Origin of the sequence: Nonomuraea sp. NPDC049649 (assembly GCF_040675175.1) — a bacterium.
In the GTDB taxonomy this organism is placed as follows: Bacteria; Actinomycetota; Actinomycetes; order Streptosporangiales; family Streptosporangiaceae; genus Nonomuraea.
On the sequence record NZ_JBFAOH010000006.1, the window covers coordinates 221,344 to 243,105 of the forward strand.

Genomic DNA, 21,762 nt, shown 5'->3' on the forward strand with positions numbered 1-21,762 from the left:
ATCCTCCTTTATCCGGAAAAGCTGGACGGTACTACGACTGACGGCTCAGCCGATCCAGCGTCCGGCGGCCCCTCCTCCAGCAGGTGCCACGCGCTCACGAGATCCAGCGCGGGGTCGGCCGGCCCGAACCCGCCGACGTCGAGGAGCCCCTCGCTTTTCTTGAAACAGGTCTCCATCCACCCGTCGTGGGATTTCAGATCCCCACCCCGCCCACCCCCGGCGAACGTCCGCCCCCGCGTCTCGACGGCGCGCAGTTCCCTGATCAGCTCGGCCAGGTCGCGCGCGAACGCCTCCGACTCCCCCGGGTCCTCGTCACCGGCCACCACCCCGGGCAGCCACGTCTGCACCGACCACGGCAGCGGGTATCCCGCCCCCGGCTCCCCCAGCGCCACGGGCTCCGGCGTGCGGAACCGCGTCCGTCCCGCCAGCTCCCGGCCCGCCCGCGCCTCCGCCTGAAGCTTCAGCCGCGTCGCCTCGACGTCCCCCGGCTGCAGCGGGAACCGGGCCGTCCACCGGTCGCCGATCCGGAAGATGGCGTTGACCGTCCCCGCGGAGTCGACACTCCTGACCTCCAGGCCGCGCCACTCGGGGAACTGCTCGTCGAGCAGCGTACGCACCGTCTCGGGGGACACCGTCAGCTGGCCGTCGTGCATCCTCACCCGAGGCAGCCTCCCCGCCCGGATCTTGACCCGCAACCCGTTTTCCGACGCGCTACGTCATTTGACCTGGCACACCTCGGCCCAGCGGCCATGCCCCGCCACGCCGGCCGTGCCTAGCAAGGAGCACCCCGGACCCGGCGGAGGGCAGGTCACGGACGTCTCGTTCGGCACCATCGGGGAGGCCGTCGCCCGGGAGCTGCCGCCATCTTCGAAGCCGGCCGCGACCTCACCTACGCTCATCACTGTTCCTCCTTCTCCTTCTCGGCGCGGTATGCGGCGTAGCGTTGTGTTTATTGAGGTCGTGGGGTCCCTAGTGACCGGGGTGTTGATGACGGTCAAGGCCGGGGAGCGCGAGGGGCGGGCCCCTCGCCTGGGGGTGCGGGGGCTTGCCCCCGCATAGAACAGCCTGAGCTGGAGGCGCGGAGCGCCCCTGCGGCGAAGACCATGCTTGTACCGCGTTCGTCGGCGAGCCGCCCCGCTACCTGGTCCCCTTCCTCTGGGGCATGATCCCGGAGGGCGGCGGCATCGAGGACCTTCCGCCGGCCGTTCAGATCTGGCCGGTTCGGTGATCTCTCGGGTCCTGGAGGGTGCGCATCGCTTCCAGCAGGGTTCCGTGGATGTAGTGGAGTTCGGGGGTGGCGAAGCCGGACCAGTCGTCGCCTTCTGATTCGGGCCAGTCCTGAGGGGGCTGGGGGTTGTGCTGCCAGACCCACCAGAGGTTCGCCGAGGGGTCCTGGAAGCGGGCGAGGGTGTCGCCGAAGAAGTCGGTGGGGCGGGTCACGATGCGGGCTCCACGGGACTCCGCGCGGGTGAGGGTCGCCGCCGCGTCGTCCACGTACACGCGGGTGAGGGCCGGGGTGAACGGCCAGTCGGGCTTGCGGTCGGCGAGCATCAGCAGCGAGTCGCCGACGCGGAGCTCGGCGTGGAGGATGAGCCCGTCCCGGTCGAGCGTGCGGGCCTCGGGCACGTCGGTGGCGCCGAACACGTCGATGAGGAAGTCGATGAGCTCGGCGGCTCGGTCGGTGATGATGAATGGGTTCACGGTGTTCATGCCTGGCATGCGGTCCCCTTCCTGGTGGGCGGTGCACGCATGCTGGCAGCAGATCCGGTCAGCTTCTGTCCTCAAGGGCGCGCAGCATCCGTTCCAGCGTCTCGCGCAGCTCCGTGCGGGCGGGGTCGGGGAGGTCGACGCTGTACGGGACGCCTGGCGGGATCCATGACAGGGCGTACATGGTCTCCCGGAAGTCGGCGCCGCCGACCGGCCAGCGGGTGGTGCCGGCGTCCACGGGTTCGGCGCCCTGGGCCCACTCGCCGAACAGGTGGCGCAGCCGGTCGATCGGCAGGTCGATCGTCGCCGTCGCGTCGTACGCCTCCTTGGCCCATGACCTGGCTACGGCGAGGAACCTCTCGACCTGCCGCTGCGACAGCGGCCTCGGCTCGAAGAACACCCCGGTGGGGTGGACGTCGGCGATCCGGTCGATGCGGAACGTGCGCCAGTCGTCGCGGTCGAGGTCCCAGCAGAGGAGGTACCAGTGCCGCTCGGACGGCGCGAGGTGGTGCGGCTCGACCCGGCGCGGCGACGGCCCGGATCCCGAGGTGTGGGTGAAGCGGACCCGCTCGTGGTCCCGGCAGGCCAGCGCCAGTGCGGTGAGGACGGCCGGGGACACTCCTGACCCGGGTCCGGCCCCGGCGGGGCGCACCGCGGCGGCCAGCGCGTTCACCCGTTCCCGCAGCACGGCGGGCAGAACCTTTTCGAGCTTGGCCAGCGCCCGGATCGTCGTCTCCGTGCCGTCGGTGAGCTGCCGCGTCGCCGCCAGCCGCAGGCCCGCCGCCATCGCGACGGCCTCCTCGTCGGTGAGCAGCAGCGGCGGCATCACACCCCCGCGCTCCAGCCGGTAACCCCCGGCCAGGCCCGGCACCGACTCGATCCGGTAGCCGAGGTCACGCAGGCGCTCCACGTCCCGTCGCACCGTACGCTCCGACACACCGAGCCGTTCCGCCAGCTCGGGCCCCGTCCAGTGGCGGTGCGTCTGAAGCAGGTTGAGGAGGGCGAGCGCACGTGCGGTGGTGTCCGACATACCGCAAGCTTGCCGCCTAACCAGGAACCCACGCGTCCGCGGTTGTGGTACCAGTGGCGAAGCCACAGCTTGGAGGCCGGCGATGTCCACCCCGCATCACGAGGCACTGATCCCGCGCCCGCCGCTGACCCCCGCGCCAAGCTGCACTCGGTTCTGGCGGAAATCTCCGAGATCATGACATCCGCACGACTAGAGGCCATCGGTGAGTGACGCCTGGGGATGGAGTACGACCAGGCGCTCGGATTGATGGACGGCCGCAGCTTCCTCAACTCGAAGCGGCTGCCGGGTGCGGGTTCCCCAGGTAGGGGAAGTGGTCGAGGGTGTCGGTGTGGGGTGACAGGCCGGTGGGTGGGGCCTCGTTCTTGGTGAGGAAGGCGACGCGGATGTCGATGACGTCTTCCTTGAAGGTGCGGCCGTTGGGGTAGGAGGCGGGTTTGGACGGGTCGAAGTGCAGGACGTCCGGCAGGAGGCCGTGCTGCTCGATCGCGGCGATCGCCTCCTCGCGGGAGTAGCCGCCGGTGTGGCCCAGGAGGTGGACGAACTGGTCTGTCCACTTCTCCCGGTCGTCGGCCGGTTCGCCGGCGTTGTACTCGGGTTTCGTGTCGTCGGTGTTGAAGAAGCTGCTCATCGACGGGTGCCCGGCGCGGTCCGCGTGGACGAGTTCGCCGTCGCGCAGGACGCTGCACCGGCCCCAGATGCTCAGCTCGGGCTGGGGCGACAGCTCGGCGGTCGGCAGTTCGATGGCCATGGAGAAGACGTTGGCGCGGGTGTTGGAGTCGACTCCTGTCCACGGGGACTTGCCGCCCAGGTGGGGGGCGGTGAAGTTGCGTTTGCCGCTGGTGTCGAAGAGGTTCTTGATGCCGTCGAAGTCGAAGAAGAAGGCGTCGCTGCGGCTGCCGGCGGCGATCTTGTAGTCGCCCGTACTGATCACGTTGGCCTGGGGGCCGAAGGAGACGGCGGCGTCCGACACGATTCTGGTGCCGGTGGCCTCGGGGTTGCGGGCCTCCGCGCCGGTCGCCTTGAACACGCTGAAGGTCTGGGAGCCGTCCGACCCGGGTGAGCTGAAGGCCCAGCTGAAGGCGATGTCGGGCAGGTAGTCGCCGTCGTTGTCGATGTTCATGCGGTAGACGGCGTCGGGGTGCAGGGCGTCCGCGTTGGGGTTGGCGTTGAGGATCAGGACGGTCCTGCTCGCGTCGCCGGGCGCCTGGAAAGCGTACAGGTCGCACAGGTCGAGGCGCTGGTCGCCGAGTGGCGGTCCGAGGCTGAGGCCGGTGAAGTGGTTCGACATGATCAGGTCCTTCTGTCGCTCGCTCGAACGGCCCGTTCCCTGAGGCGCGCCGCATGAACCTCGTTTGCGCAGGTTAGGCGCGAGATGGGGGTTCTGGCGCGGGGTGCCGCGGGAGCGAAAGCCCCCGGAGCCGGGACGCCCGTCGCCCCGCCCCAGGTCGGACAGCAGAGGTTGGCGGGTCGTGAGAAAATGGAGTCAAAAAAGGGCAGAATGGGGTTCATGGGACGTTAGTGTCGTGGTTAGATAGGCCCAGGCACCTGAGGCCGTGACAGGCCGTGACCCTGCGTCACGACATCCGGCTCGGTGCCTTTTGCTCTGGCACGAAGGAAAGGGTGACGGCCGAAAACCCCACGACCATCACCCACCTCACCCTCTCGCGGGCGCCCGGGCTTTCGGCGTCCAGAGCGCCAGGGTGCGTCCATTCACCATGCCTCGCGTCGTGACCGCTGCGAACCAGGAACACCGCAGCCGGTCCTCCTACGCGTGGGCTCACTTGGAGGATTTGTGACAATCTCGCCGTCCTACTATGACCAGGTCGGCGGCGCGTCGGCTGTTCGCGACGTCGTCGACCTTTTCTATGTGCGAGTCCTCGACGACGCCGACCTCAAGCCCTATTTCGCCGGGGTCGACATGCCGAGGTTGAAGCGGCACATGGTGGTGCTGCTGTGCTCCGTCCTCGACGGTCCCGAGCCGTACGAGGGCCGCGACCTGGCAGAGGCGCACCGCGGCATGGGCATCACCGCCGACCACTACGCGAAGGTCGGCGAGATCCTGCTCTCGGTGCTGCGGGGAGCCGGCGTGGGGGACGAGATTCTGCGGCACGTCGAGCTGACCTTGAACAAGGTCAAGTCGTCCATTGTGGCCGGGCCCGTAGAGACGGCCGACTGAGTGAACGCGCAAGCTCTCAAGGACAGCTGGCGCCTCGTCGCCCGGTCAGGCGACCAGGTGCCGCTGTACTTCTACTCGGCCCTGTTTCTGATCAGCCCGGAGACGAGGGACATGTTCCCCGTGTCGATGGCGAGCCAGCGCGACCGGCTCGTCAACGCGCTGGGGCGCATCGTCAGCAACGTCGACCGGGTGGAGGAACTGGTCCCGTACCTGCAGCAGCTCGGCCGGGACCATCGCAAGTTCGCCGTCGTCGCGGAGCACTACCCGGCCGTCGGCAGGGCGCTGCTCGCCACCCTGGAGCACTTCCTGGCCGACCGCTGGACGCCCGCCCTCGCCGAGGACTGGACGAAGGCGTACGGCCTGGTGGCCCAGGTGATGTCGGACGCCGCCGCGGACGCGTCCAAGACCACCCCGCCCTGGTGGGAGGGTGAGATCATCAGCCACGAGACCCCCGCCCTCGGCATCGCGGTCATCCGGGCGCGGCTGAACTACCAGTACGCCTTCCGTCCCGGCCAGTCGGCGTCGATCTCGCACCCCAGGCGGCCGCGCGTCTGGCGTTTCTACTCCTTCGCCAACGCGCCGCGCCCGGACAACACCATCGACCTGCACGTACGCATGGTCGACGGCGGTGTGCTGAGCGCCGCCCTGGTCATGGGCGCGCGGCGCGGCGACGTACTGCGCGTGGGAGCGCCGGTCGGCGACAAGCTGAAGCTCTCCCCCGACACGCCCGGCGACCTGCTGCTCATCGCGGGCGGCACGGGCCTCGCACCGCTGAAGGCACTGGTGGAACAGGTGATGCACGAGGGCGCCTCACGGAAGGTCGACCTCGTCGTCGGCGCCCGGACCTCCCGGGAGCTGTACGACCTCGAGTCGCTGTCCAAGATGGCGGCGGAGCATCCCTGGCTGACCGTCGTCCCGGCCGTCTCCCACGACCCCTACTACCGCGGCACCCGCGGCAACGCCGTGGACGTCGCGCTGCAGGCATGGCGTGGCCAGCAGGTCTTCGTCTGCGGCTCCACGGAGATGGCTCAGAGCACTGTCGGACGACTGCTGGACGCGGGCGTGCCCTCCGAGCAGATCCACTTCGACGAGTTCACCAGCGACAAAGGCGGAGAGTCATGACGGCAGAGATGTCTTGGGGGGATCACCCGGACCGCGAACGCCAGCCTCTCACCCCGGACCGGATCCGCAAGCAGGAGTTCTCGCGCACCCCGCTCGGGCGTCGCGGCTACAGCGAGGACGAGGTCCGCTCGTTCCTGTACCGGGTCGCGGAAGACGTGGCGGCCGGGGACAAGGAGAAGGCGGACCTGCGGGCGTACATCGACCGGCTGAAGCAGTGGTACAAGGAGCACGGCATCAGCGCCGAGCCCGCCGTCCCCCAGCAGCAGGCCCTCAGCGTCGACGCGATCAACATCCTCTCCCGCGCCCAGCAGACCGCCGACGTCCAGATCGCGGAGGCTGAGGAATACGCCCGGCGGATCCTCGGGGAGGCCCGCCAGCAGTACGAGGTGATCCTGGCGGAGGCGCAGCGGCAGGCGGAGGAGGCCGCCGAGCAGGCGGTCGGCGACTACCGCTCGCGCGGCGGCGAGCACGGCGCCGAGGCCGAGGAGCTGGAACGGCAGATCGCTTACCTGCGCACCTTCGCCGACGTCACCCGGGTGCAGCTCCGCGCCGTGCTGGCAGGGCTGGCTGAGGAGGTCGACAAGCTCGGCCACCTCCCTGACCAGGACAACCAGGTCCTCCAGGGCTTCTCACCCGCCCACCGCTGACGGGCTCACTGCCAGGGCTTCGAAAGTGCCCTGGCGCCGAGGACATCACCGCGGCGCCGGCTTCACCGCCGGAGCCGGCGCCCGCGGGTCCATCGCGTCGATCACGACAGCCTGACCCCGCGTCGGCCTGCTCGGCACCAAGCGGGACTGTCCGCAGAAGCGCAGAATCCGGCCGATGGCAGGCCGTTTCTGATCCGGCCGCCGAACACTGAGGAGCCGGGGTTCCGTATCGACCCGGCCGCGATCAAGACGGGGCAGACGGGGGTGCTGGAGTTCAGCGTCTCCGAGGACGAGCAGACCGCCGGTATCTGGGCGAACATCTCCAACGGACCAGTCGCGCCCTGCACGCTCGTGGACAGCGACGAGGCACCGCTCGGTCCCCCGCCAGGCTGGGACGATTGACCGGTAGACGCCTGCGCTGGAGTTCTGCGGTGGACACGGACGAGTCCATAGCAGTACGGACGAGGGCGACCACAGACAGCCCCCCAGGGCCGGGGCGCGGGCAGGACACTCGCGCTCCCGGCCTCGGCGGCATGGGGCGACGCGACAGCGAGCGGGATCCACACGGCCCGGGCAGGGAGCAAGGCAAGCGAGCCTTCCTGTGGGCGTTGTCCCCGCTTGAAGCGCGAGAGGCGCCAGGAGATTCTGTACGTACGTTGGATGTACAAATCTCTTGACGTGTACGCACAGTGTGTGTACGCTCACCCTACAGAGTCGGGAGGAGCAAGTCATGGGTAGCGACGAAGCCAGCCCTGAGCAGGAAGCGCAACTCGCCCGCGAGACCAGACTCAATCTCCGCGCGAATGCGCGGCAGAATACGCTTATCCGGTTGGCAGCAAAGGCCACCAACACGACCGTAACAGCGTTCATTCTCGACAGCGCGAGCAAGGCAGCCGAGCAAGTACTGGCTGACCGTCGATGGTTCATGCTTGACGAGGCGGCCTGGGCTGCCTTCGAGGACAGCCTTGAGCGGCCTGCGGTAATCAAGCCCCGGCTGGCAGATCTCATTTCAGAGGAACCCCACGTCTTCGACAGTTAGTGGAGAGACTTCGTGTTTTCGACACCTCGCAAACTAACTGCACAGGACGATGTCAGCGAGTTCGATTGCGGGCAACCCGACCTTGACGACTGGCTCAAGAGCTACGCCCTCGTCAATCAGCGTGCGGGGATGACGACGGTTTTCGTGACCGCGGCTAAGGGAAAAGTGGTCGGATACTACGCTCTTGCCACTGGCGGCGTCGAAAGAGCAGACGCGCCGGGGAGAGTGACCCGTGGCGTCCCCGCTCATCCCATCCCTGTGATTCTGCTCGCACGGCTGGCCGTGGACTCCTCCGCACAGAAGCAAGGACTAGGTCGCGCCTTGCTCAGAGATGCACTGATTCGTGTGGGGAACGCCGCTGACGAGATCGGGGTCAGAGCTCTCTTGATTCACGCCAAGGACGAGCAGGCCAAAGAGTTCTATATGAAGCAGGCAGAGTTCGAGCCGTCCCCTACCGACCCTCTTCACCTTTTCCTCCTGCTGAAGGACTTGAAGAAGGCGCTCCGAGCCGCCGTCTCAGCTTGAGGTCTAGAGTTGCTCACTCCGCTCACCGGAGGCGTCCCCCAAGCGTTCCAAACTTGCCGCGAATTCGGTGATCCACGCCCTCACCGAGGTGTATACGCTTATCCAGTCCTCGTCACTTCGTTTCCACAAGTAGGCTGCCTGATGGTCGGTACATGCCGCACCAGCGCGCCGACACGCATCGACCGCGGCTCCGTAGTTCCCCAGCAGCGACTCCGCAAAGGCGATATTGCAGAGAGTCACAGCCGGCGTCTCTATCCCCCTATTCAGGGCGTCCCGCAGCAGCGCCAGCGCCAGCTGAGGCTTGTCCACCAGAATGCAGTATGCGTAGTTGTTCTGCGCCACCATGTCCGTAGGCTTGAGCATCCGCGCACTGTCGAAGAGAGCTGCCGCCGCGGTCCGCTGGCCCTCGTCGAGGAGCGCCGCCGCCTGCTCCGTCAACGCGCTCAGCACAGCAGGGTCGATGACGTCTTCGCTCAGCACAGCCCTATCAGCAAGCGCGGTCGCCACCTTCTCGCCGGCGATGACGCGCTCGCGGAGAAGGTCCGCAGAGAAACCCGGATGCCACAACCCCCGAGCGAATGCGTACTCCTTCTTCAGCGAGACGAGTGACCAGCGGTCCAGATACGTCTGGGTGAATCTTTCGACCAGCCACGTCCAGACCTCCACCTCATCCGGCGACACCGCCGAAGCATGATTCGGTAGTTGATCCGGCGGCCTCCAGAGGAGAACATCCTCAAGAGGTGCCGACTCGATCCAGGAATCCAATCCCTGGGAGGCACGGCCCGTCAGAGCCGCCTTGATATAGCTGAGCGAGCCGGTACCATCAACCCCGCTCTCTTCGAAGAAGCTTTTCCACTGATCGCGATGCTCCCAGCTTTCCCAGGAGTTGGATCGTTCCGGCTCACTGAGCCAGCCGGCGATCCCCAGCTTTATGATCCGCGCCATTCCTCGGCGAACGAGGAGGTCGGGATCCAGACCGCGGCAACCGAGTGCCCCGAGCGCAGAGGTAGCATAAATGAACCGGCGGAGGTCAAAACACCCACTCCTGAGCAGCGGATGTACCCGCACAGCGGACACGACAACCTGGAGAAGCGAAGACGTATGCCACAGAATATGCGGGGCCCCCTTTTCTTCGCTCAGCCGCAACTGTCGCGCATCGAATGCCTGAAGTCCGCCCTCTGGTGCCCTCTCTTCACGTCGGAGCAGCGAAGAGAGAACATCTCGGCACTCTTCACCGCAGGTCAGCCGGCCTTGCTGCTCAACGACGAAGAACGGTGATGGCTTTGCAGAGGTGGCTGGCAGCAGAGCCACCGTCTCCTCGAGATACCTCCACGGGGTCGCCGCTGACACGTGGAAGTCGGCCGCCGAGTTCGGTGAAGGTCTCGCTTTTGCGCAGGTTACGCATCAGCAGGCTGGGCCGTCGCCAGGGTTACCTGGGTTTGCGCTGGGGGTCTGGGGGGCTGTGCCCCCAGATGAAACAGCCTGAGCTCTCGGGCGCGAAGCGCCTGCCGGGCGAAGCCCTTTGACCCGGGGTGGGCAGCAGACGGCCCACCCCTCAGGTGGTCAACGGGCGGGAGCAGGCGGTCTACTTGAGGAGCTGCCGGGCCATCACCATGCGCTGGATCTGGTTGGTGCCCTCGTAGATCTGGGTGATCTTGGCGTCGCGCATCATGCGCTCGACCGGGAAGTCCTTGGTGTACCCGTACCCGCCCAGCAACTGCACCGCGTCCACGGTGATCTCCATGGCCGCGTCCGAGGCCGCGCACTTCGCCGCGCTGGACAGGAAGGTGAGGTCCTTCTGCGGCTCCCCGTTCATGGCCAGTTCCGACTTGGCCGCCGCGTGGTAGGTGAGCTGCCGCGCCGCCTCCAGCTTCATCGCCATGTCCGCGAGCATGAACTGCACGCCCTGGAAGTCGGCGACGGCCTGGCCGAACTGCCTGCGTTCCTTGACGTACTTGACGGCGTAGTCCAGCGCCCCCTGCGCGATCCCGAGCGCCTGTGCCGCGATGGTCACCCGCGTATGGTCCAGCGTGGCCAGAGCGGTCTTAAAGCCAGTCCCCGGCTCACCAATGAGCCGGGACTCGGGGATACGGACATCCTCCAGAATCACCTGCCGAGTCGGAGACGCCTTGATCCCGAGCTTCCGCTCCTTGGGCCCGAAGGAGACCCCTTCGTCCGACTTTTCCACCACGAAGGCGGAGATGCCCCGCGCCCCCGCCGACGGGTCCGTGACGGCCATGACCGTGTAGTACTCGGACACACCCGCGTTGGTGATCCACATCTTGGTGCCGTTCAGCACATAGTGGTCGCCGTCGCGAACGGCACGCGTCTTCATCCCAGCAGCGTCGGAGCCCGCCTCCGGCTCGGAGAGCGCGTACGAGAACATCGCGTCCCCACGGGCCACGGCCGGCAGGTACTGCTGCTTGAGCTCCTCCGACGCGGACAGCATGATCGGCACGGTGCCGAGCTTGTTGACGGCGGGGATCAGCGAGGAGGAGGCGCAGGCGCGGGCGACCTCTTCGATGACGATGACGGCGGCCAGCGCGTCGCCGCCCGCTCCCCCGTACTGCTCGGGGATGTGGATGGCGTGCAGGTCGGCGGCGACGAGCGCCTTGTAGACGTCCCAGGGGAACTCCTCGGCCTCGTCCGCCTCGGCGGCGCGGGGCGCGATCTTCTCGTCGGCGAGGGCCCGGACCGTCTCCCGGAGCATGTCGTGCTCGTCGGCGGGCGCGTACAGAGGAAAGCTCATAGACAAATAGTAGGACGTCCGAGCATCTTGCTACCAATGGGTACGGTTTGTCGTAATGCCAAGGTGGCACGAAGAAGAGTGCGTGCGGGCCTGTAGCATGCCTCCGCAATGGGGAAAGGAGCTCACTCGTGCCTTACCGCCTGACGGTGATCGGGACCGGCTACCTGGGCATCACACACGCGGCCTGCATGGCGGATCTCGGCTATGAGGTGCTCGGCCTCGACATCGACGCCGACAAGGTCCGATGTCTCAACAATGGTGAGCTCCCCATCCACGAGCCGGGCCTCGAACCGTTGCTCCGCCGCGGCCTGGAGTCGGGCCGCCTGCGCTTCACCACCTCCTACGAGGAGGCGGGCGCGTTCGGCGACGTCCACTTCATCTGTGTGGGCACGCCGCAGAAGAAGGGCGAGTACGCCGCCGACGTGTCCTACATGGACGCCGCGATCGACTCGCTGGCCCCCTACCTCGACCGCGAGTGCCTGGTCGTCGGCAAGTCGACGGTCCCCGTCGGCACCGCGTCCCGGCTGGCCGAGCGGCTGACGGCGCTGGCCCCGGCGGGCGTGCAGGCGGAGCTGGCGTGGAACCCGGAGTTCCTGCGCGAGGGCTTCGCCGTGCAGGACACGCTCCGCCCCGACCGCATCGTGCTGGGCGTGCGCACCGAGCGGGCCGAGAAGGTGCTGCGGGAGGTCTACGAGCCGCTCGGCGACGTGCCGATCGTGGTGACCGACTTCCCGACGGCGGAGCTGGTCAAGAGCGCCGCCAACTCGTTCCTGGCCACCAAGATCTCCTTCATCAACGCGATGGCCGAGGTCTGCGAGGCGGCCCACGCCGACGTGCAGCAGCTCTCGCTCGCGCTCTCGTACGACGAACGCATCGGCAACCGCTACCTGAACCCAGGGCTCGGGTTCGGCGGCGGCTGCCTGCCCAAGGACATCAGGGCGTTCATGGCGCGGGCCGGCGAGCTGGGCGCGGACCAGGCGCTGACGTTCCTGCGCGAGGTGGACGCCATCAACATGCGCCGCCGCGCCCGCATGGTCGACCTGGCCCGCGAGCTGACCGGCGGCTCCTTCCGGGGCTGCACCGTCGGCGTGCTCGGCGCCGCCTTCAAGCCGAACTCCGACGACATCCGCGACTCCCCCGCCCTCGACGTGGCGCTCACCATAAAGCAGCAGGGCGGCGACGTGACGGTGTACGACCCGATCGCGCTCGACAACGCCCGCAAGGCGCACCCTCAGCTCTCGTACGGTGACTCGGTCCTCGACGCGGTCCGCGGCGCGCACGTCGTGCTGCTGCTGACCGAGTGGCAGGAGTTCGTCGACCTCGACCCGGAGGAGCTGGGCTCGGTCGTGGCCGCCCGCCGGATCGTCGACGGCCGGAACGCCCTCAACGCCGAGACGTGGCGCTCCGCCGGGTGGCACTACCGGGCGCTGGGCCGCCCCTGACGCACCCACTGGGTGAACACCGGCCGGTAGCCCTGCCGTGCCCAGAACGGTCCTGACAGCGGGTTCGCCACCGCGTGGTGCAGCAGCGTGGTGGCGACGCCCGACGCGTCCAGGCGGGCGTGCGCGGTCGCGGCCAGCGCCGATCCCACCCCTTTGCCCCGTACGGAGGGGTCCGCGTACATGACGCCCAGATAGGCGGCCGGAATCCGGTTCACCACCGACGAGATCCAGCGTGACCGGGGCGGCGGATCGACGATGACGGTCCCGATCAGCGTCCCCTCGCGCTCTGCCACCCAGGCCCACGAGCGCGGCACCGTCCCGGCCAGATACTCCCTGACCCTGGCAGGCGTCGTCCGCCGCGCGCTGACCCACCCGAACTGCCCGTCGTACGCCAGCAGCGCCTCGTACAACCGCACGATCCCACCCAGATCCTCGGCGACAGCGGGCCGCACCCGGAAATCGGACCGGCCGTCCTGAGCGGCCGGACGGCTCTGCGGGTCCGGCGCGAGGCCCCGGTTGGGGATGGCCGCACGCGGCAGAGTGCCGGGTTTCGTCGGGGTGGGGCGCCGGGGCCGGGCCGCGATGACCACCGTCGGGGCGAACCCGCGCCGCACCAGGGCACGGACGGCGGCGGTGTCACGGCTGGGCCAGAGCACCGCGAGCGGCCCCGGCTCAGCCCGGGGAACGGCGGTCCACTCGTCCAGCAGCGCCCCGAGCGCCGCCTCGGGGTCGGAGCCGCCGACGCGGGCGTGCAGCCGGTGGACGACGAGCGGCCCCCAGGCGGCGTGGATGCTGCCGGGGTCGGAACGATCCACCGTGGCCAGGCCCACAGCCCCGGGAACCTCGATCAGTTCCTCACCGGGACCGGGCTTTGGCAGCCGGTCCTGACCGCCCGCCAGCGGATCGGCCGCACCGACCCGGGCAGCGTGGGCCGCGAGCACGGCCGAGCGGGTCAATCGGCCGGCTTCAGCGCCGCCGCCTCGGCCCGCAGCCGTTCTCCCTTGGCGTACGCCTGCTCCTTGAGCCGCTCCTGGAACTCGACCATGCGGGCGCGCAGGGTGGCGTCGGTGGCGGCGAGGATCCGTACGGCGAGCAGGCCGGCGTTGCGCGCGCCGCCGACGGCGACGGTGGCGACGGGCACCCCGGCGGGCATCTGGACGATCGACAGCAGCGAGTCCATGCCGTCGAGGTGCTTGAGCGGCACCGGCACCCCGATGACGGGCAGCGGCGTGACGGAGGCGAGCATGCCGGGCAGGTGGGCGGCGCCGCCCGCGCCGGCGATGATGACCTCGACGCCGCGGTCGGCGGCGCGCCGGCCGTACTCGATCATCTCGTTGGGCATCCGGTGCGCGGAGACCACGTCGGCCTCGAACGGGATGCCGAACTCGGCGACCGCTTCGGCGGCGGCCTTCATCACCGGCCAGTCGGAGTCGCTGCCCATGACGATGCCGATGCTCACGTGTACTCCCCGGTCATCAGGTGGACGGCGGCGTGGCGGGCGCGGGCCCGGACCTCGTCGAGGTCTTCGCCGACGGCGGTGACGTGGCCGATCTTACGGCCAGGACGCACCTGCTTGCCGTAGAAGTGCACCTTCACGCCGGGGTCGTGGGCCATGACGTGCTCGTACCGCTTGAACAGGTCGGGGTCGTCGCCGCCGAGCAGGTTGGCCATGACGACCACGGGGGCGGTCATGTCAGGGGTGCCGAGCGGCAGGTCGAGCACGGCCCGCAGGTGCTGTTCGAACTGGGAGGTGCGGGAGCCCTCGATGGTCCAGTGGCCGCTGTTGTGGGGGCGCATGGCGAGTTCGTTGACGAGCAGCCCGTGGCGGGTCTGGAACATCTCGACGGCGAGCAGGCCGGTGACGCCGAGTTCGTCGGCGATGCTGAGGGCGATGCGCTGCGCCTCGGCGGCCTCTTCGGGGTCGAGGCCGGGGGCGGGGGCCAGCACCTCGACGCAGATGCCGTCGCGCTGCACGGTTTCCACGACGGGGTAGCTGACGCCCTGGCCGTGCGGGGAGCGGGCGACGAGCACGGCCAGCTCGCGCTCGAACGGCACGAACGCCTCGACGAGCAGCGGGCCGCCGGCCGCGAACGCTTCGGCGGCGTCCTCCTCGGAGTGGCAGACCCACACGCCGCGGCCGTCGTAGCCGCCGGTGATCGCCTTGAGGACCATCGGCCAGCCGTGCTCGGCGGCGAACGCGGCCGCCTCGCCGGCTGTGGAGACGCGGGCCCAGGCCGGGCAGGGCGCGCCGATGGCGGTCAGCCGCTCGCGCATGACCACCTTGTTCTGGGCGTGGATGAGGGCGTCGGCGCCGGGGTGGACGGCGTGGCCCTCCTCGATGAGGGCCCGGATGTGCTCGCCGGGGACGTGCTCGTGGTCGAAGGTGATCGCGTGGCAGCCCTTGGCGAAGTCGCGCAGGTCGTCGAGGGAACGGTAGTCGCCGATCCGGGTGTCGACGATGACCCTGGCGGCGCTCTCGTCGGGGGCGCCGGCGAGCAGGCGCAGCTCGACCCCGAGGGCGATGGCGGGGGGCTGGGTCATCCGGGCGAGCTGTCCGGCGCCGACGATGCCGACGACGGGGCCGATGGGGCTGTAAGCGTTCACGTGTGGTGAGCATACCGGCCGCATTCCGGAACGCTCCCAGGTGGAGCGGCTTCTGACGACCGGCCGGGCAGGGTGCGTTATGAGGTGAAATTTCGAGGAATGTAGGTGTTCAGGTCCGGCCGCGGGCCGCGGCCTGCGCCGGTACGCTGAGGTGGTCATGGAGTGACGAGGCAGAAGGGCCGAGCAGAGACGTGCGATTCGTCAGGGGCTTGTACCACCGGTTCTCCTCACTCCTCCATGAGCTGACCAAGTTCGGCGCCGTCGGGGGGCTGGCGTTCCTCCTCGACACGGGCGCGTTCAACCTGTTCCAGCTGGTGGTCGGCCTGGGGCCGATGACCTCGAAGGTCTTCGCCACGACGATCTCGACCACCTTCGCCTATCTGGGCAACCGCTTCTGGACGTTCCGCCACCGCGAGCAGAGCGGGCTGGGGCGCGAATACTTCCTGTTCTTCCTGCTCAACGGCATCGCCCTGCTGTTCGGCGTGCTGGTGATCGGCTTCACCGCCTACACCCTCAAGCTCGAAGACCCGCTCAGCCTCAACATCGCCAACATCGTCGGCGTCGGCCTCGGCACGCTGTTCCGCTACTGGTCGTACAAGAAGTGGGTGTTCCTGGAGGCGACCACGCCGATCCCGGCCGAGCTGCCCGGGACCGGGGTCACGCAGGACCGCTGACCACGCGCGTCCTGCCGTGGTCGTCGGCCGGGCGCAGGAAGATGGCGAACGTCGCCGGCCTCCTCCGTACCAGCTCCAGCCGCCCGCCGTCGGCGGCGGCGAGGGCGCGGGCGAGCGTGAGCCCGAGGCCGGTGCCGCCGCCCCCGCTCACGTTGCGCTCGAAGATCTTGGGGGCGATCTCGTCGTCGATGCCGGGGCCCTCGTCGGTCACCTCGATCACCACGTAGTTGTCGCCGCTCGACGTGGTGACGGTGACGGTGCCGCCGCCGTGGCGCAGCGAGTTCTCCAGCAGGGTGGCGATGACCTGGCCGAAGCCGCCGGTGGTGGCCAGGGCTTTGAGATCGCGGGTGCCGGCGAGGACGAGCTTGCGGCCGACGCCGCGGAAGACCGGGTCCCACTCGGTCACCTGCTGGACCAGCACCTGGTCGATGGAGATCGGCTCGGCCTGCGAGTGGCGCTGCCGGCGGGCCGCGGCGAGCAGCTCGTCGATCACCGCCGTGAGCCGTTCGGCCTGCACGATGGCCGCCTCGCCCTCCTCGCGCACCACCTCGGGGTGGTCGGCGGAGGCGACGATCTCCTCCAGCCGCATGGTGAGGCCGGTGAGCGGGGTGCGGAGCTGGTGGGAGGCGTCGGTGGCGAACTCGCGCTCGCGGGTGAGCAGGTCGGAGATGCGGGTGGCGCTGCGGTCGAGGACCTGGGCCACCCGGTCGAGCTCGGGGATGCCGTAACGGTGCTTGCTCGGCCGGGCGTCACCCGAGCCGAGCCGTTCGGCGATCATGGCGAGGTCGCGCAGGGGCAGCGCGAGCCGGCGTGACTGCACGATGGCCAGGCCGACGGCCACGGCCAGAGCCGCGACGGCCAGGGCGACGATCAGCAGCAGGCGTGCGTACACGTCCTGCTCGACCTGGGCCCGGTCACGGCTCACCCGGACGAAGATGCCGCTGTCGGACTCGGCGTCCTCCGTCATCTGCTGGCCGGACGGCGGCGGCGTGCCGACGACGGTGGCCTTCGGGGGGTTCCCGCGTTCGAAGATCTGGATGTAGCGATTCGGATACTTCTGTTCGAGCTGCTGCGGGTCGAGCGGCGTCTCCTGGATGCGGGCGTACTCGACCTCGCCGACGAGGCGGGTCGCGTCCGCCCGGAGCTGCTGGGCGGCATCGTCGACGATCAGCCGGCTGACGACGACGCCGAGGGGTACCCCGAGCAGCAGGATGGCGATGGCCGCCACGAGGAGGGTTGAGGAGAGCAGGCGTCGGCGCATGCCCTACTCGCGTTCGAAGCGGAAGCCGACTCCCCGGACGGTGGTGATGTAGCGAGGCTTGGCGGCGTCGTCCCCCAGCTTGCGGCGCAGCCACGAGATGTGCATGTCCAGGGTCTTGGTCGAACCCCACCAGTTGGTGTCCCAGACCTCCCGCATGATCTGCTCGCGGGTGACCACCTTGCCGGCGTCACGCACCAGCACGCGCAGCAGGTCGAACTCCTTGGTGGTGAGGTGCAGCTCCTTGTCTCCCATCCAGGCCCGGCGGGAGTCGGCGTCGATGCGGACGCCCTGCACCACCGGGGTCTCGGAGGTGCCGCGCCGCAGCAGCGCGCGGACCCGCGCGAGCAGTTCGGCGAGCCGGAACGGTTTCGTGACGTAGTCGTCGGCTCCGGCGTCGAGGCCGACGACGGTGTCGACCTCGTCCACCCGTGCGGTGAGGATCAGCACCGGCGTGCCGTGGCCCTCGGCACGGATCCGGCGAGCCACTTCCAGGCCGTCCATCTCCGGCAGCCCGAGATCCAGAACGATGAGGTCGATGCCCCCCGACAGTGCCCTCTCCAGGGCCTGCGGGCCGTCGGGGCTCACCTCAACCTGATAGCCCTCCCGGCGCAGGGCGCGCGCCAGGGGCTCGGAAATCGAGGTGTCATCCTCGGCGAGAAGTACGCAGGTCATGAAGCGATCGTATGACCTTAGGCGATCGTTTCCCGGTCACAGCGCGCGGTTTGACTCGTCGTTGACCTATCTATTGACCTGGGCAAACGCAACTAAATGTCGGTTAGTCATGATTAAATTACCGCGCCTCTGAAGGCCCGGCCGTTACGGTCGATCCTCGGCCGGACGCGGCTCGGCGTAGCGGGCCAGATAGAGCTGTTCGCCGAGCGTCTCGATGAGGCCGAGCTCGGTCTCCAGGTAGTCGATGTGCTGCTCCTCGTCCTCGAGGATCTCCTCGAAGATGCGGGCGGAGGTGATGTCGCCCTTCTCGCGCATGAGGGCGATGCCCGGCCGGAGCCGTTCCACGACGCCCAGCTCGACCTCCAGGTCGGCCTGGAGCTGCTCGCGCACCGTCTGGCCGATGTGGAGCGTGCCGAGGCGCTGGTAGTTGGGCAGCCCTTCGAGGAACAGGATGCGGTCGGTGAGGCGCTCGGCGTGCCGCATCTCCTCGATCGACTCTTCCCGGGTGTGCGCGGCGAGCTTGGTGTAGCCCCAGTTCTCCTGCATCTTGGCGTGCAGGAAGTACTGGTTGATGGCCGTGAGCTCTGCCGTCAGCTGCTCGTTGAGGAGCTCGATGATCTGCCTGTCACCCTGCATGGGACGGCCCCTTGCGCTTATGCCGTGGTCAGTTCCTCATTCCTTTTCAGCATCGCACAGATCTTTCGCACACAACGGGCGCAGTCTCCCCCTGCGCCCGTTGTGTCGCGAATCTGCTTCGCACTCCTGGCGCCCGCGGCGATGCAGTCGTGGACCTCGTTCTCGGTCACGGCACGACAGACACACACGTACATCAGGCAGCCTCTCAGGGGACAAGTCAGGTAAGGCATACCTAAGGTAGCCCACTGAGGTTAGGCTTGCCTACGTGAGTTCGGCCATAGTCCGAGGTCAGTGACCTCGGGCGATCCACTCCTCCAGGTGCGGCGCCTCCGCCCCGATCGACGTCGACTCGCCGTGACCGGTGTGCACGACGGTCTCGGGCGGCAGCACCAGCAGCCGCTCCCGGATCGACTTGATGATCGTGTCGAAGGACGAGTAGGACCGCCCGGTCGCCCCCGGGCCGCCCTTGAACAGCGTGTCGCCGCTGAACAGCGCGCCGATCTCGGGCGCGTACAGGCAGACCGCGCCGGGCGCGTGGCCGGGAGTGTGCAGGACCTCCAGCACGATCCCGCCGGCCTCGATCTTCTCGCCGTCGGAGAGTGGTTCGTACGAGACCTCGTCCCCGTAGACCTGCTCCCAGAGCACCTGGTCGTCGGGGTGCAGCCGGATCGGCGCGCCGGTGCGGCGGGCCAGGTCGGCGGCGGCGTTGATGTGGTCGTTGTGCGCGTGCGTGCAGACGATGGCCCTCACCTGGCGCCCGCCCACCCGCTTGGCGATGGCCTCCGCGTCGTGCGCGGCGTCGATGACGACGACCTCGCGGGCGTCGCCGACCAGCCAGACGTTGTTGTCGACGTCCCACGTGCCGCCGTCGAGCGAGAAGGTGCCGGAAGTCACGACCTTGTCGAGCATCAGAGCATCACCACCGATCGCAGCACGTCGCCGCGTTCCATCTTGTTGAAGGCCTCTTCGACCTGGCTGAGCTCGATCTTCTCGGAGACGAACTTGTCGAGCGGCAGCCGGTTCTGCAGGAACAGATCGATGAGCATCGGGAAGTCGCGGCTCGGCAGGCAGTCGCCGTACCACGACGACTTGAGCGCGCCGCCCCGGCCGAAGACGTCCAGCAGCGGCAGGTCGATGCGCATCTCCGGAGTCGGCACTCCGACAAGGACCACGGTACCGGCCAGGTCGCGGGCGTAGAAAGCCTGCTCGTACGTCTCGGGACGGCCGACCGCGTCGATCACCACGTCGGCGCCGAAACCGCCGGTGAGGTCGCGGATCGCCTCGACCGGGTCCGTCTCGCGGGAGTTGACCGTGTCGGTCGCGCCGAAGTCGCGCGCCCACTCCAGCTTGCGCGGGTCCACGTCCACCGCGATGATCTTGGCGGCCCCGGCCAGGGACGCCCCCAGCACGGCCGCGTCGCCGACACCGCCGCAGCCGATGACCGCCACCGTGTCGCCGCGGGTGACACCGCCGGTGTTGATGGCGGCGCCGACGCCGGCCATCACGCCGCAGCCCAGCAGCCCGGCCACCTCCGCCGGCGCCTGGGCCGACACCTTCGTGCACTGCCCGGCCGCGACCAGCGTCTTCTCCAGGAAAGCGCCGATGCCGAGCGCGGGCGACAGCTCCGTGCCGTCGGCCAGCGTCATCTTCTGCGTGGCATTGTGGGTGTTGAAGCAGTACCACGGCCGGCCGCGCAGACACGCCCGGCACTGACCGCACACCGCACGCCAGTTGAGGATGACGAAGTCGCCCGGCTCCAGCCCGGTGACGCCCGCACCGACGGCCTCCACGACACCGGCCGCCTCGTGACCGAGCAGGAACGGGTAGTCGTCGCTGATGCCGCCCTCTCGATAGTGGAGGTCGGTGTGGCAGACCCCGCAGGCCTGAACGGTCACCACCGCCTCGCCCGGCCCCGGGTCCGGGACCAGCACCGTTTCCAGAGAGACTTTCTGGCCTTTACCTCGGGCGATGACACCCTGCACTTCGTACGGCATGCCAGCCATCTTGTGTCGAGGAGGCGCGAAACCGCAAGACATGAGACCCGCACCACGCCGACGCCTCTCACCCGACGGCGGCGCGGCGGGTCACCGGCCGTCGATCTGGCCGTCGGCGGCGTCCTCCAGGAGCCGGAACAGGTCGGTGCGGACCGCCTGGATGCGCGGAATGTCGCGGAGTACGATCTCGCCGCGCTCGCCCGCGGACTCGACCGTGAGGGTGCCGCAGCCCAGCAGCCGCTCGAAGAGCGTCTGGTCGGAGCTCACGGTGTTGACCTTCGCCATCGGGATCTCGTCGGTCGACTTGTTGAGCACGCCCGTACTGATCGTGAAGCGGTGGGTGGTGAGCACGTAGCCGGTGTTCTTCCACTGCAGGTACGGGACGAACGACCAGATCGTCAGCAGGATCAGCCCGATGACGGCGACCGCGATGCGGGCGTAGGCGGCGTACTCCCAGCCGCCCGGGATGAAGTAGATCGCGGCGCCGGACGCGGCGGCGATGAGGATGAGCGCGATGAAGGGGACGACCAGCCGCTTCCAGTGGGGGTTGAAGGACCGGACGCGGCTCTCACCTTCGGTGAGGTGGTGGTCGGGAATGGTCATGCGCAAATGGTGCCACCTCGGCGCGGCGCGGGGCTACGGTGCGGGCCGAACGTGTACGACGTCGCCCGCGCTCAGCGTGTAGACCCGGTCGTCGGCGCTGACCCGCAGGTGCCCGGCCATGTCGATGCCGACGGCGCGGCCGGTGAGCGCGCTGTCGCCGGGCAGCTGCACGCGGACGTCGCGGCCGACCGTGGCGGAGGACGCCAGGTAGGCGGAGCGCAGCCCGCTGGCCTCCGCGTCGCCGCCCGCCTCGCTCCACTCGTGGTAGTGGGTCGCGATCTCCCGCAGCACGGCCCGGAGCAGCGGGTCGCGGTCGAGGCAGGCCGCCTTCTCCACGGCCAGCGAGGTCGCGGTGCCGACGGGCAGCTCGTCGTCGCGCAGCAGCACGTTGAGCCCGATGCCCACGACCACCCCGCCCTCGACCCGCTCGGCCAGCACCCCGGCCAGCTTCCGCTCGCCGATCAGCAGGTCGTTGGGCCACTTCAGCCGCACGTCCACCTCGGCCAGGCGGCGCACCGCGGACGCGGCGGCCACGCCGAACAGCAGCGGCAGCCACCCGTACGCGGAGACCGGCACCGACGGCCTGAGCAGGACCGAGAACGTCAGCCCCGCACGGGCCGGAACGGTCCAGGTGCGGCCCAGCCTGCCCCGCCCGGAGACCTGCTCCTCGGCGACCAGCACCGTGCCCTCCGGCGCGCCCTCCCCCGCGAGCCTGGCCAGGTCGGCGTTGGTGGAGCCGGTGCTGTCGACGACCGTGACGCCCGTCCAGAGCGCGCCCGGGCGGACCAGGGCACGGTTGAGCGCCGGCTCGGACAGCGGTGGCCGGTCGAGGTCGGAGTAGCGAGACATGCCTCCATCCTTCCGCACCCGCAAAGCACTCC

Annotated in this window: 24 protein-coding genes; 7 read left to right on the forward strand and 17 right to left on the reverse strand. The window is 69.0% G+C overall.

Annotation, left to right across the window (positions count from 1 at the left end; all coding sequences use genetic code 11):
- Nucleotides 1-8: 8 nt before the first annotated feature.
- From AB0J42_RS11450 to AB0J42_RS11465, 4 genes are all read right to left on the reverse strand, one after another.
- Entirely contained in the window at nt 9-653 is a 645-nt protein-coding gene (locus tag AB0J42_RS11450; RefSeq protein WP_364291826.1) for a phosphotransferase, read from the reverse strand.
- Nucleotides 654-1,206: 553 nt separating this feature from the next.
- On the reverse strand, nt 1,207-1,710 hold the full coding sequence (locus tag AB0J42_RS11455) for a VOC family protein (protein WP_364291680.1): 504 nt from the start codon (nt 1,708-1,710) through the stop codon (nt 1,207-1,209).
- 58 nt (nt 1,711-1,768) lie between these two features.
- On the reverse strand, nt 1,769-2,737 hold the full coding sequence (locus tag AB0J42_RS11460; RefSeq protein ID WP_364291683.1) for a YafY family protein: 969 nt from the start codon (nt 2,735-2,737) through the stop codon (nt 1,769-1,771).
- Nucleotides 2,738-3,002: 265 nt separating this feature from the next.
- Nucleotides 3,003-4,025, reverse strand: a complete 1,023-nt coding sequence (locus AB0J42_RS11465; protein ID WP_364291686.1) for a DUF4331 family protein — start codon at nt 4,023-4,025, stop codon at nt 3,003-3,005.
- A gap of 504 nt (nt 4,026-4,529) precedes the next feature.
- On the opposite strand from AB0J42_RS11465, the gene AB0J42_RS11470 reads away from it, so the two are divergent.
- The 5 genes from AB0J42_RS11470 (at nt 4,530) to AB0J42_RS11490 (ending at nt 8,246) form a co-directional block, all read left to right on the forward strand.
- Nucleotides 4,530-4,913: a group 1 truncated hemoglobin gene (locus AB0J42_RS11470; RefSeq protein WP_364291689.1), complete on the forward strand. Its 384-nt coding sequence runs from the start codon at nt 4,530-4,532 to the stop codon at nt 4,911-4,913.
- Nucleotides 4,914-6,035: a globin domain-containing protein gene (locus tag AB0J42_RS11475; protein WP_364291692.1), complete on the forward strand. Its 1,122-nt coding sequence runs from the start codon at nt 4,914-4,916 to the stop codon at nt 6,033-6,035.
- 8 nt (nt 6,036-6,043) lie between these two features.
- Nucleotides 6,044-6,682, forward strand: coding sequence for a DivIVA domain-containing protein (locus tag AB0J42_RS11480; RefSeq protein ID WP_364291695.1), 639 nt, complete (start codon nt 6,044-6,046; stop codon nt 6,680-6,682).
- A gap of 730 nt (nt 6,683-7,412) precedes the next feature.
- Complete coding sequence (locus tag AB0J42_RS11485) at nt 7,413-7,721, forward strand: DUF1778 domain-containing protein (protein ID WP_364291698.1); 309 nt, start codon at nt 7,413-7,415, stop codon at nt 7,719-7,721.
- Between the two features lie 12 nt (nt 7,722-7,733).
- Complete coding sequence (locus tag AB0J42_RS11490) at nt 7,734-8,246, forward strand: GNAT family N-acetyltransferase (RefSeq protein ID WP_364291701.1); 513 nt, start codon at nt 7,734-7,736, stop codon at nt 8,244-8,246.
- Nucleotides 8,247-8,249: 3 nt separating this feature from the next.
- On the opposite strand, the gene AB0J42_RS11495 is transcribed toward AB0J42_RS11490, so the two are convergent.
- The gene (locus tag AB0J42_RS11495) at nt 8,250-9,596 is read right to left on the reverse strand and encodes a hypothetical protein (protein WP_364291704.1); all 1,347 of its coding nucleotides are present in this window, start codon (nt 9,594-9,596) and stop codon (nt 8,250-8,252) included.
- Between the two features lie 235 nt (nt 9,597-9,831).
- The gene (locus tag AB0J42_RS11500) at nt 9,832-10,995 is read right to left on the reverse strand and encodes an acyl-CoA dehydrogenase family protein (RefSeq protein WP_364291707.1); all 1,164 of its coding nucleotides are present in this window, start codon (nt 10,993-10,995) and stop codon (nt 9,832-9,834) included.
- 128 nt (nt 10,996-11,123) lie between these two features.
- Here AB0J42_RS11500 and AB0J42_RS11505 point away from each other — a divergent pair, with 128 nt between their 5' ends.
- On the forward strand, nt 11,124-12,437 hold the full coding sequence (locus tag AB0J42_RS11505) for a UDP-glucose/GDP-mannose dehydrogenase family protein (RefSeq protein ID WP_364291710.1): 1,314 nt from the start codon (nt 11,124-11,126) through the stop codon (nt 12,435-12,437).
- Here AB0J42_RS11505 and AB0J42_RS11510 read toward each other — a convergent pair.
- The 3 genes from AB0J42_RS11510 to AB0J42_RS11520 are packed head-to-tail and all read right to left on the reverse strand — an operon-like array spanning nt 12,413 to nt 15,041.
- A complete protein-coding gene (locus AB0J42_RS11510) occupies nt 12,413-13,393 on the reverse strand; it encodes a GNAT family N-acetyltransferase (RefSeq protein WP_364291713.1) in 981 nt (326 codons plus the stop codon). The two genes, AB0J42_RS11505 and AB0J42_RS11510, sit on opposite strands and share 25 nt — an antisense overlap.
- Nucleotides 13,390-13,878, reverse strand: coding sequence for a 5-(carboxyamino)imidazole ribonucleotide mutase (gene purE / locus AB0J42_RS11515; protein ID WP_364291829.1), 489 nt, complete (start codon nt 13,876-13,878; stop codon nt 13,390-13,392). The genes AB0J42_RS11510 and purE overlap by 4 nt, the downstream gene beginning before the upstream one ends.
- 14 nt (nt 13,879-13,892) lie before the next feature.
- Nucleotides 13,893-15,041 (reverse strand): 5-(carboxyamino)imidazole ribonucleotide synthase, encoded by a 1,149-nt coding sequence (locus AB0J42_RS11520; RefSeq protein WP_364291716.1) that lies wholly within the window; start codon nt 15,039-15,041, stop codon nt 13,893-13,895.
- A gap of 191 nt (nt 15,042-15,232) precedes the next feature.
- Here AB0J42_RS11520 and AB0J42_RS11525 point away from each other — a divergent pair, with 191 nt between their 5' ends.
- Nucleotides 15,233-15,715 carry a GtrA family protein gene (locus AB0J42_RS11525; RefSeq protein ID WP_364291719.1) on the forward strand — a complete coding sequence of 161 codons (483 nt, stop codon included), beginning with the start codon at nt 15,233-15,235 and terminating at the stop codon, nt 15,713-15,715.
- Here the strand turns inward: AB0J42_RS11525 and AB0J42_RS11530 are convergent.
- From AB0J42_RS11530 to AB0J42_RS11565, 8 genes are all read right to left on the reverse strand, one after another.
- Entirely contained in the window at nt 15,699-16,976 is a 1,278-nt protein-coding gene (locus AB0J42_RS11530) for an ATP-binding protein (RefSeq protein ID WP_364291722.1), read from the reverse strand. The two genes, AB0J42_RS11525 and AB0J42_RS11530, sit on opposite strands and share 17 nt — an antisense overlap.
- A 3-nt stretch (nt 16,977-16,979) precedes the next feature.
- Complete coding sequence (locus AB0J42_RS11535; RefSeq protein WP_012888073.1) at nt 16,980-17,648, reverse strand: response regulator transcription factor; 669 nt, start codon at nt 17,646-17,648, stop codon at nt 16,980-16,982.
- Nucleotides 17,649-17,792: 144 nt separating this feature from the next.
- Nucleotides 17,793-18,284: a bacterioferritin gene (gene bfr, locus AB0J42_RS11540; protein WP_364291725.1), complete on the reverse strand. Its 492-nt coding sequence runs from the start codon at nt 18,282-18,284 to the stop codon at nt 17,793-17,795.
- Nucleotides 18,285-18,301: 17 nt separating this feature from the next.
- Nucleotides 18,302-18,514 carry a (2Fe-2S)-binding protein gene (locus AB0J42_RS11545; protein WP_364291728.1) on the reverse strand — a complete coding sequence of 71 codons (213 nt, stop codon included), beginning with the start codon at nt 18,512-18,514 and terminating at the stop codon, nt 18,302-18,304.
- Nucleotides 18,515-18,572: 58 nt separating this feature from the next.
- A complete protein-coding gene (locus tag AB0J42_RS11550) occupies nt 18,573-19,193 on the reverse strand; it encodes an MBL fold metallo-hydrolase (RefSeq protein ID WP_364291731.1) in 621 nt (206 codons plus the stop codon).
- Nucleotides 19,193-20,278, reverse strand: coding sequence for an S-(hydroxymethyl)mycothiol dehydrogenase (locus AB0J42_RS11555; protein ID WP_364291734.1), 1,086 nt, complete (start codon nt 20,276-20,278; stop codon nt 19,193-19,195). The genes AB0J42_RS11550 and AB0J42_RS11555 overlap by 1 nt, the downstream gene beginning before the upstream one ends.
- A 90-nt stretch (nt 20,279-20,368) precedes the next feature.
- Complete coding sequence (locus tag AB0J42_RS11560) at nt 20,369-20,881, reverse strand: PH domain-containing protein (protein ID WP_364291737.1); 513 nt, start codon at nt 20,879-20,881, stop codon at nt 20,369-20,371.
- A 33-nt stretch (nt 20,882-20,914) separates the two neighbouring features.
- Nucleotides 20,915-21,730: a biotin--[acetyl-CoA-carboxylase] ligase gene (locus AB0J42_RS11565; protein WP_364291740.1), complete on the reverse strand. Its 816-nt coding sequence runs from the start codon at nt 21,728-21,730 to the stop codon at nt 20,915-20,917.
- Nucleotides 21,731-21,762: the final 32 nt, after the last annotated feature.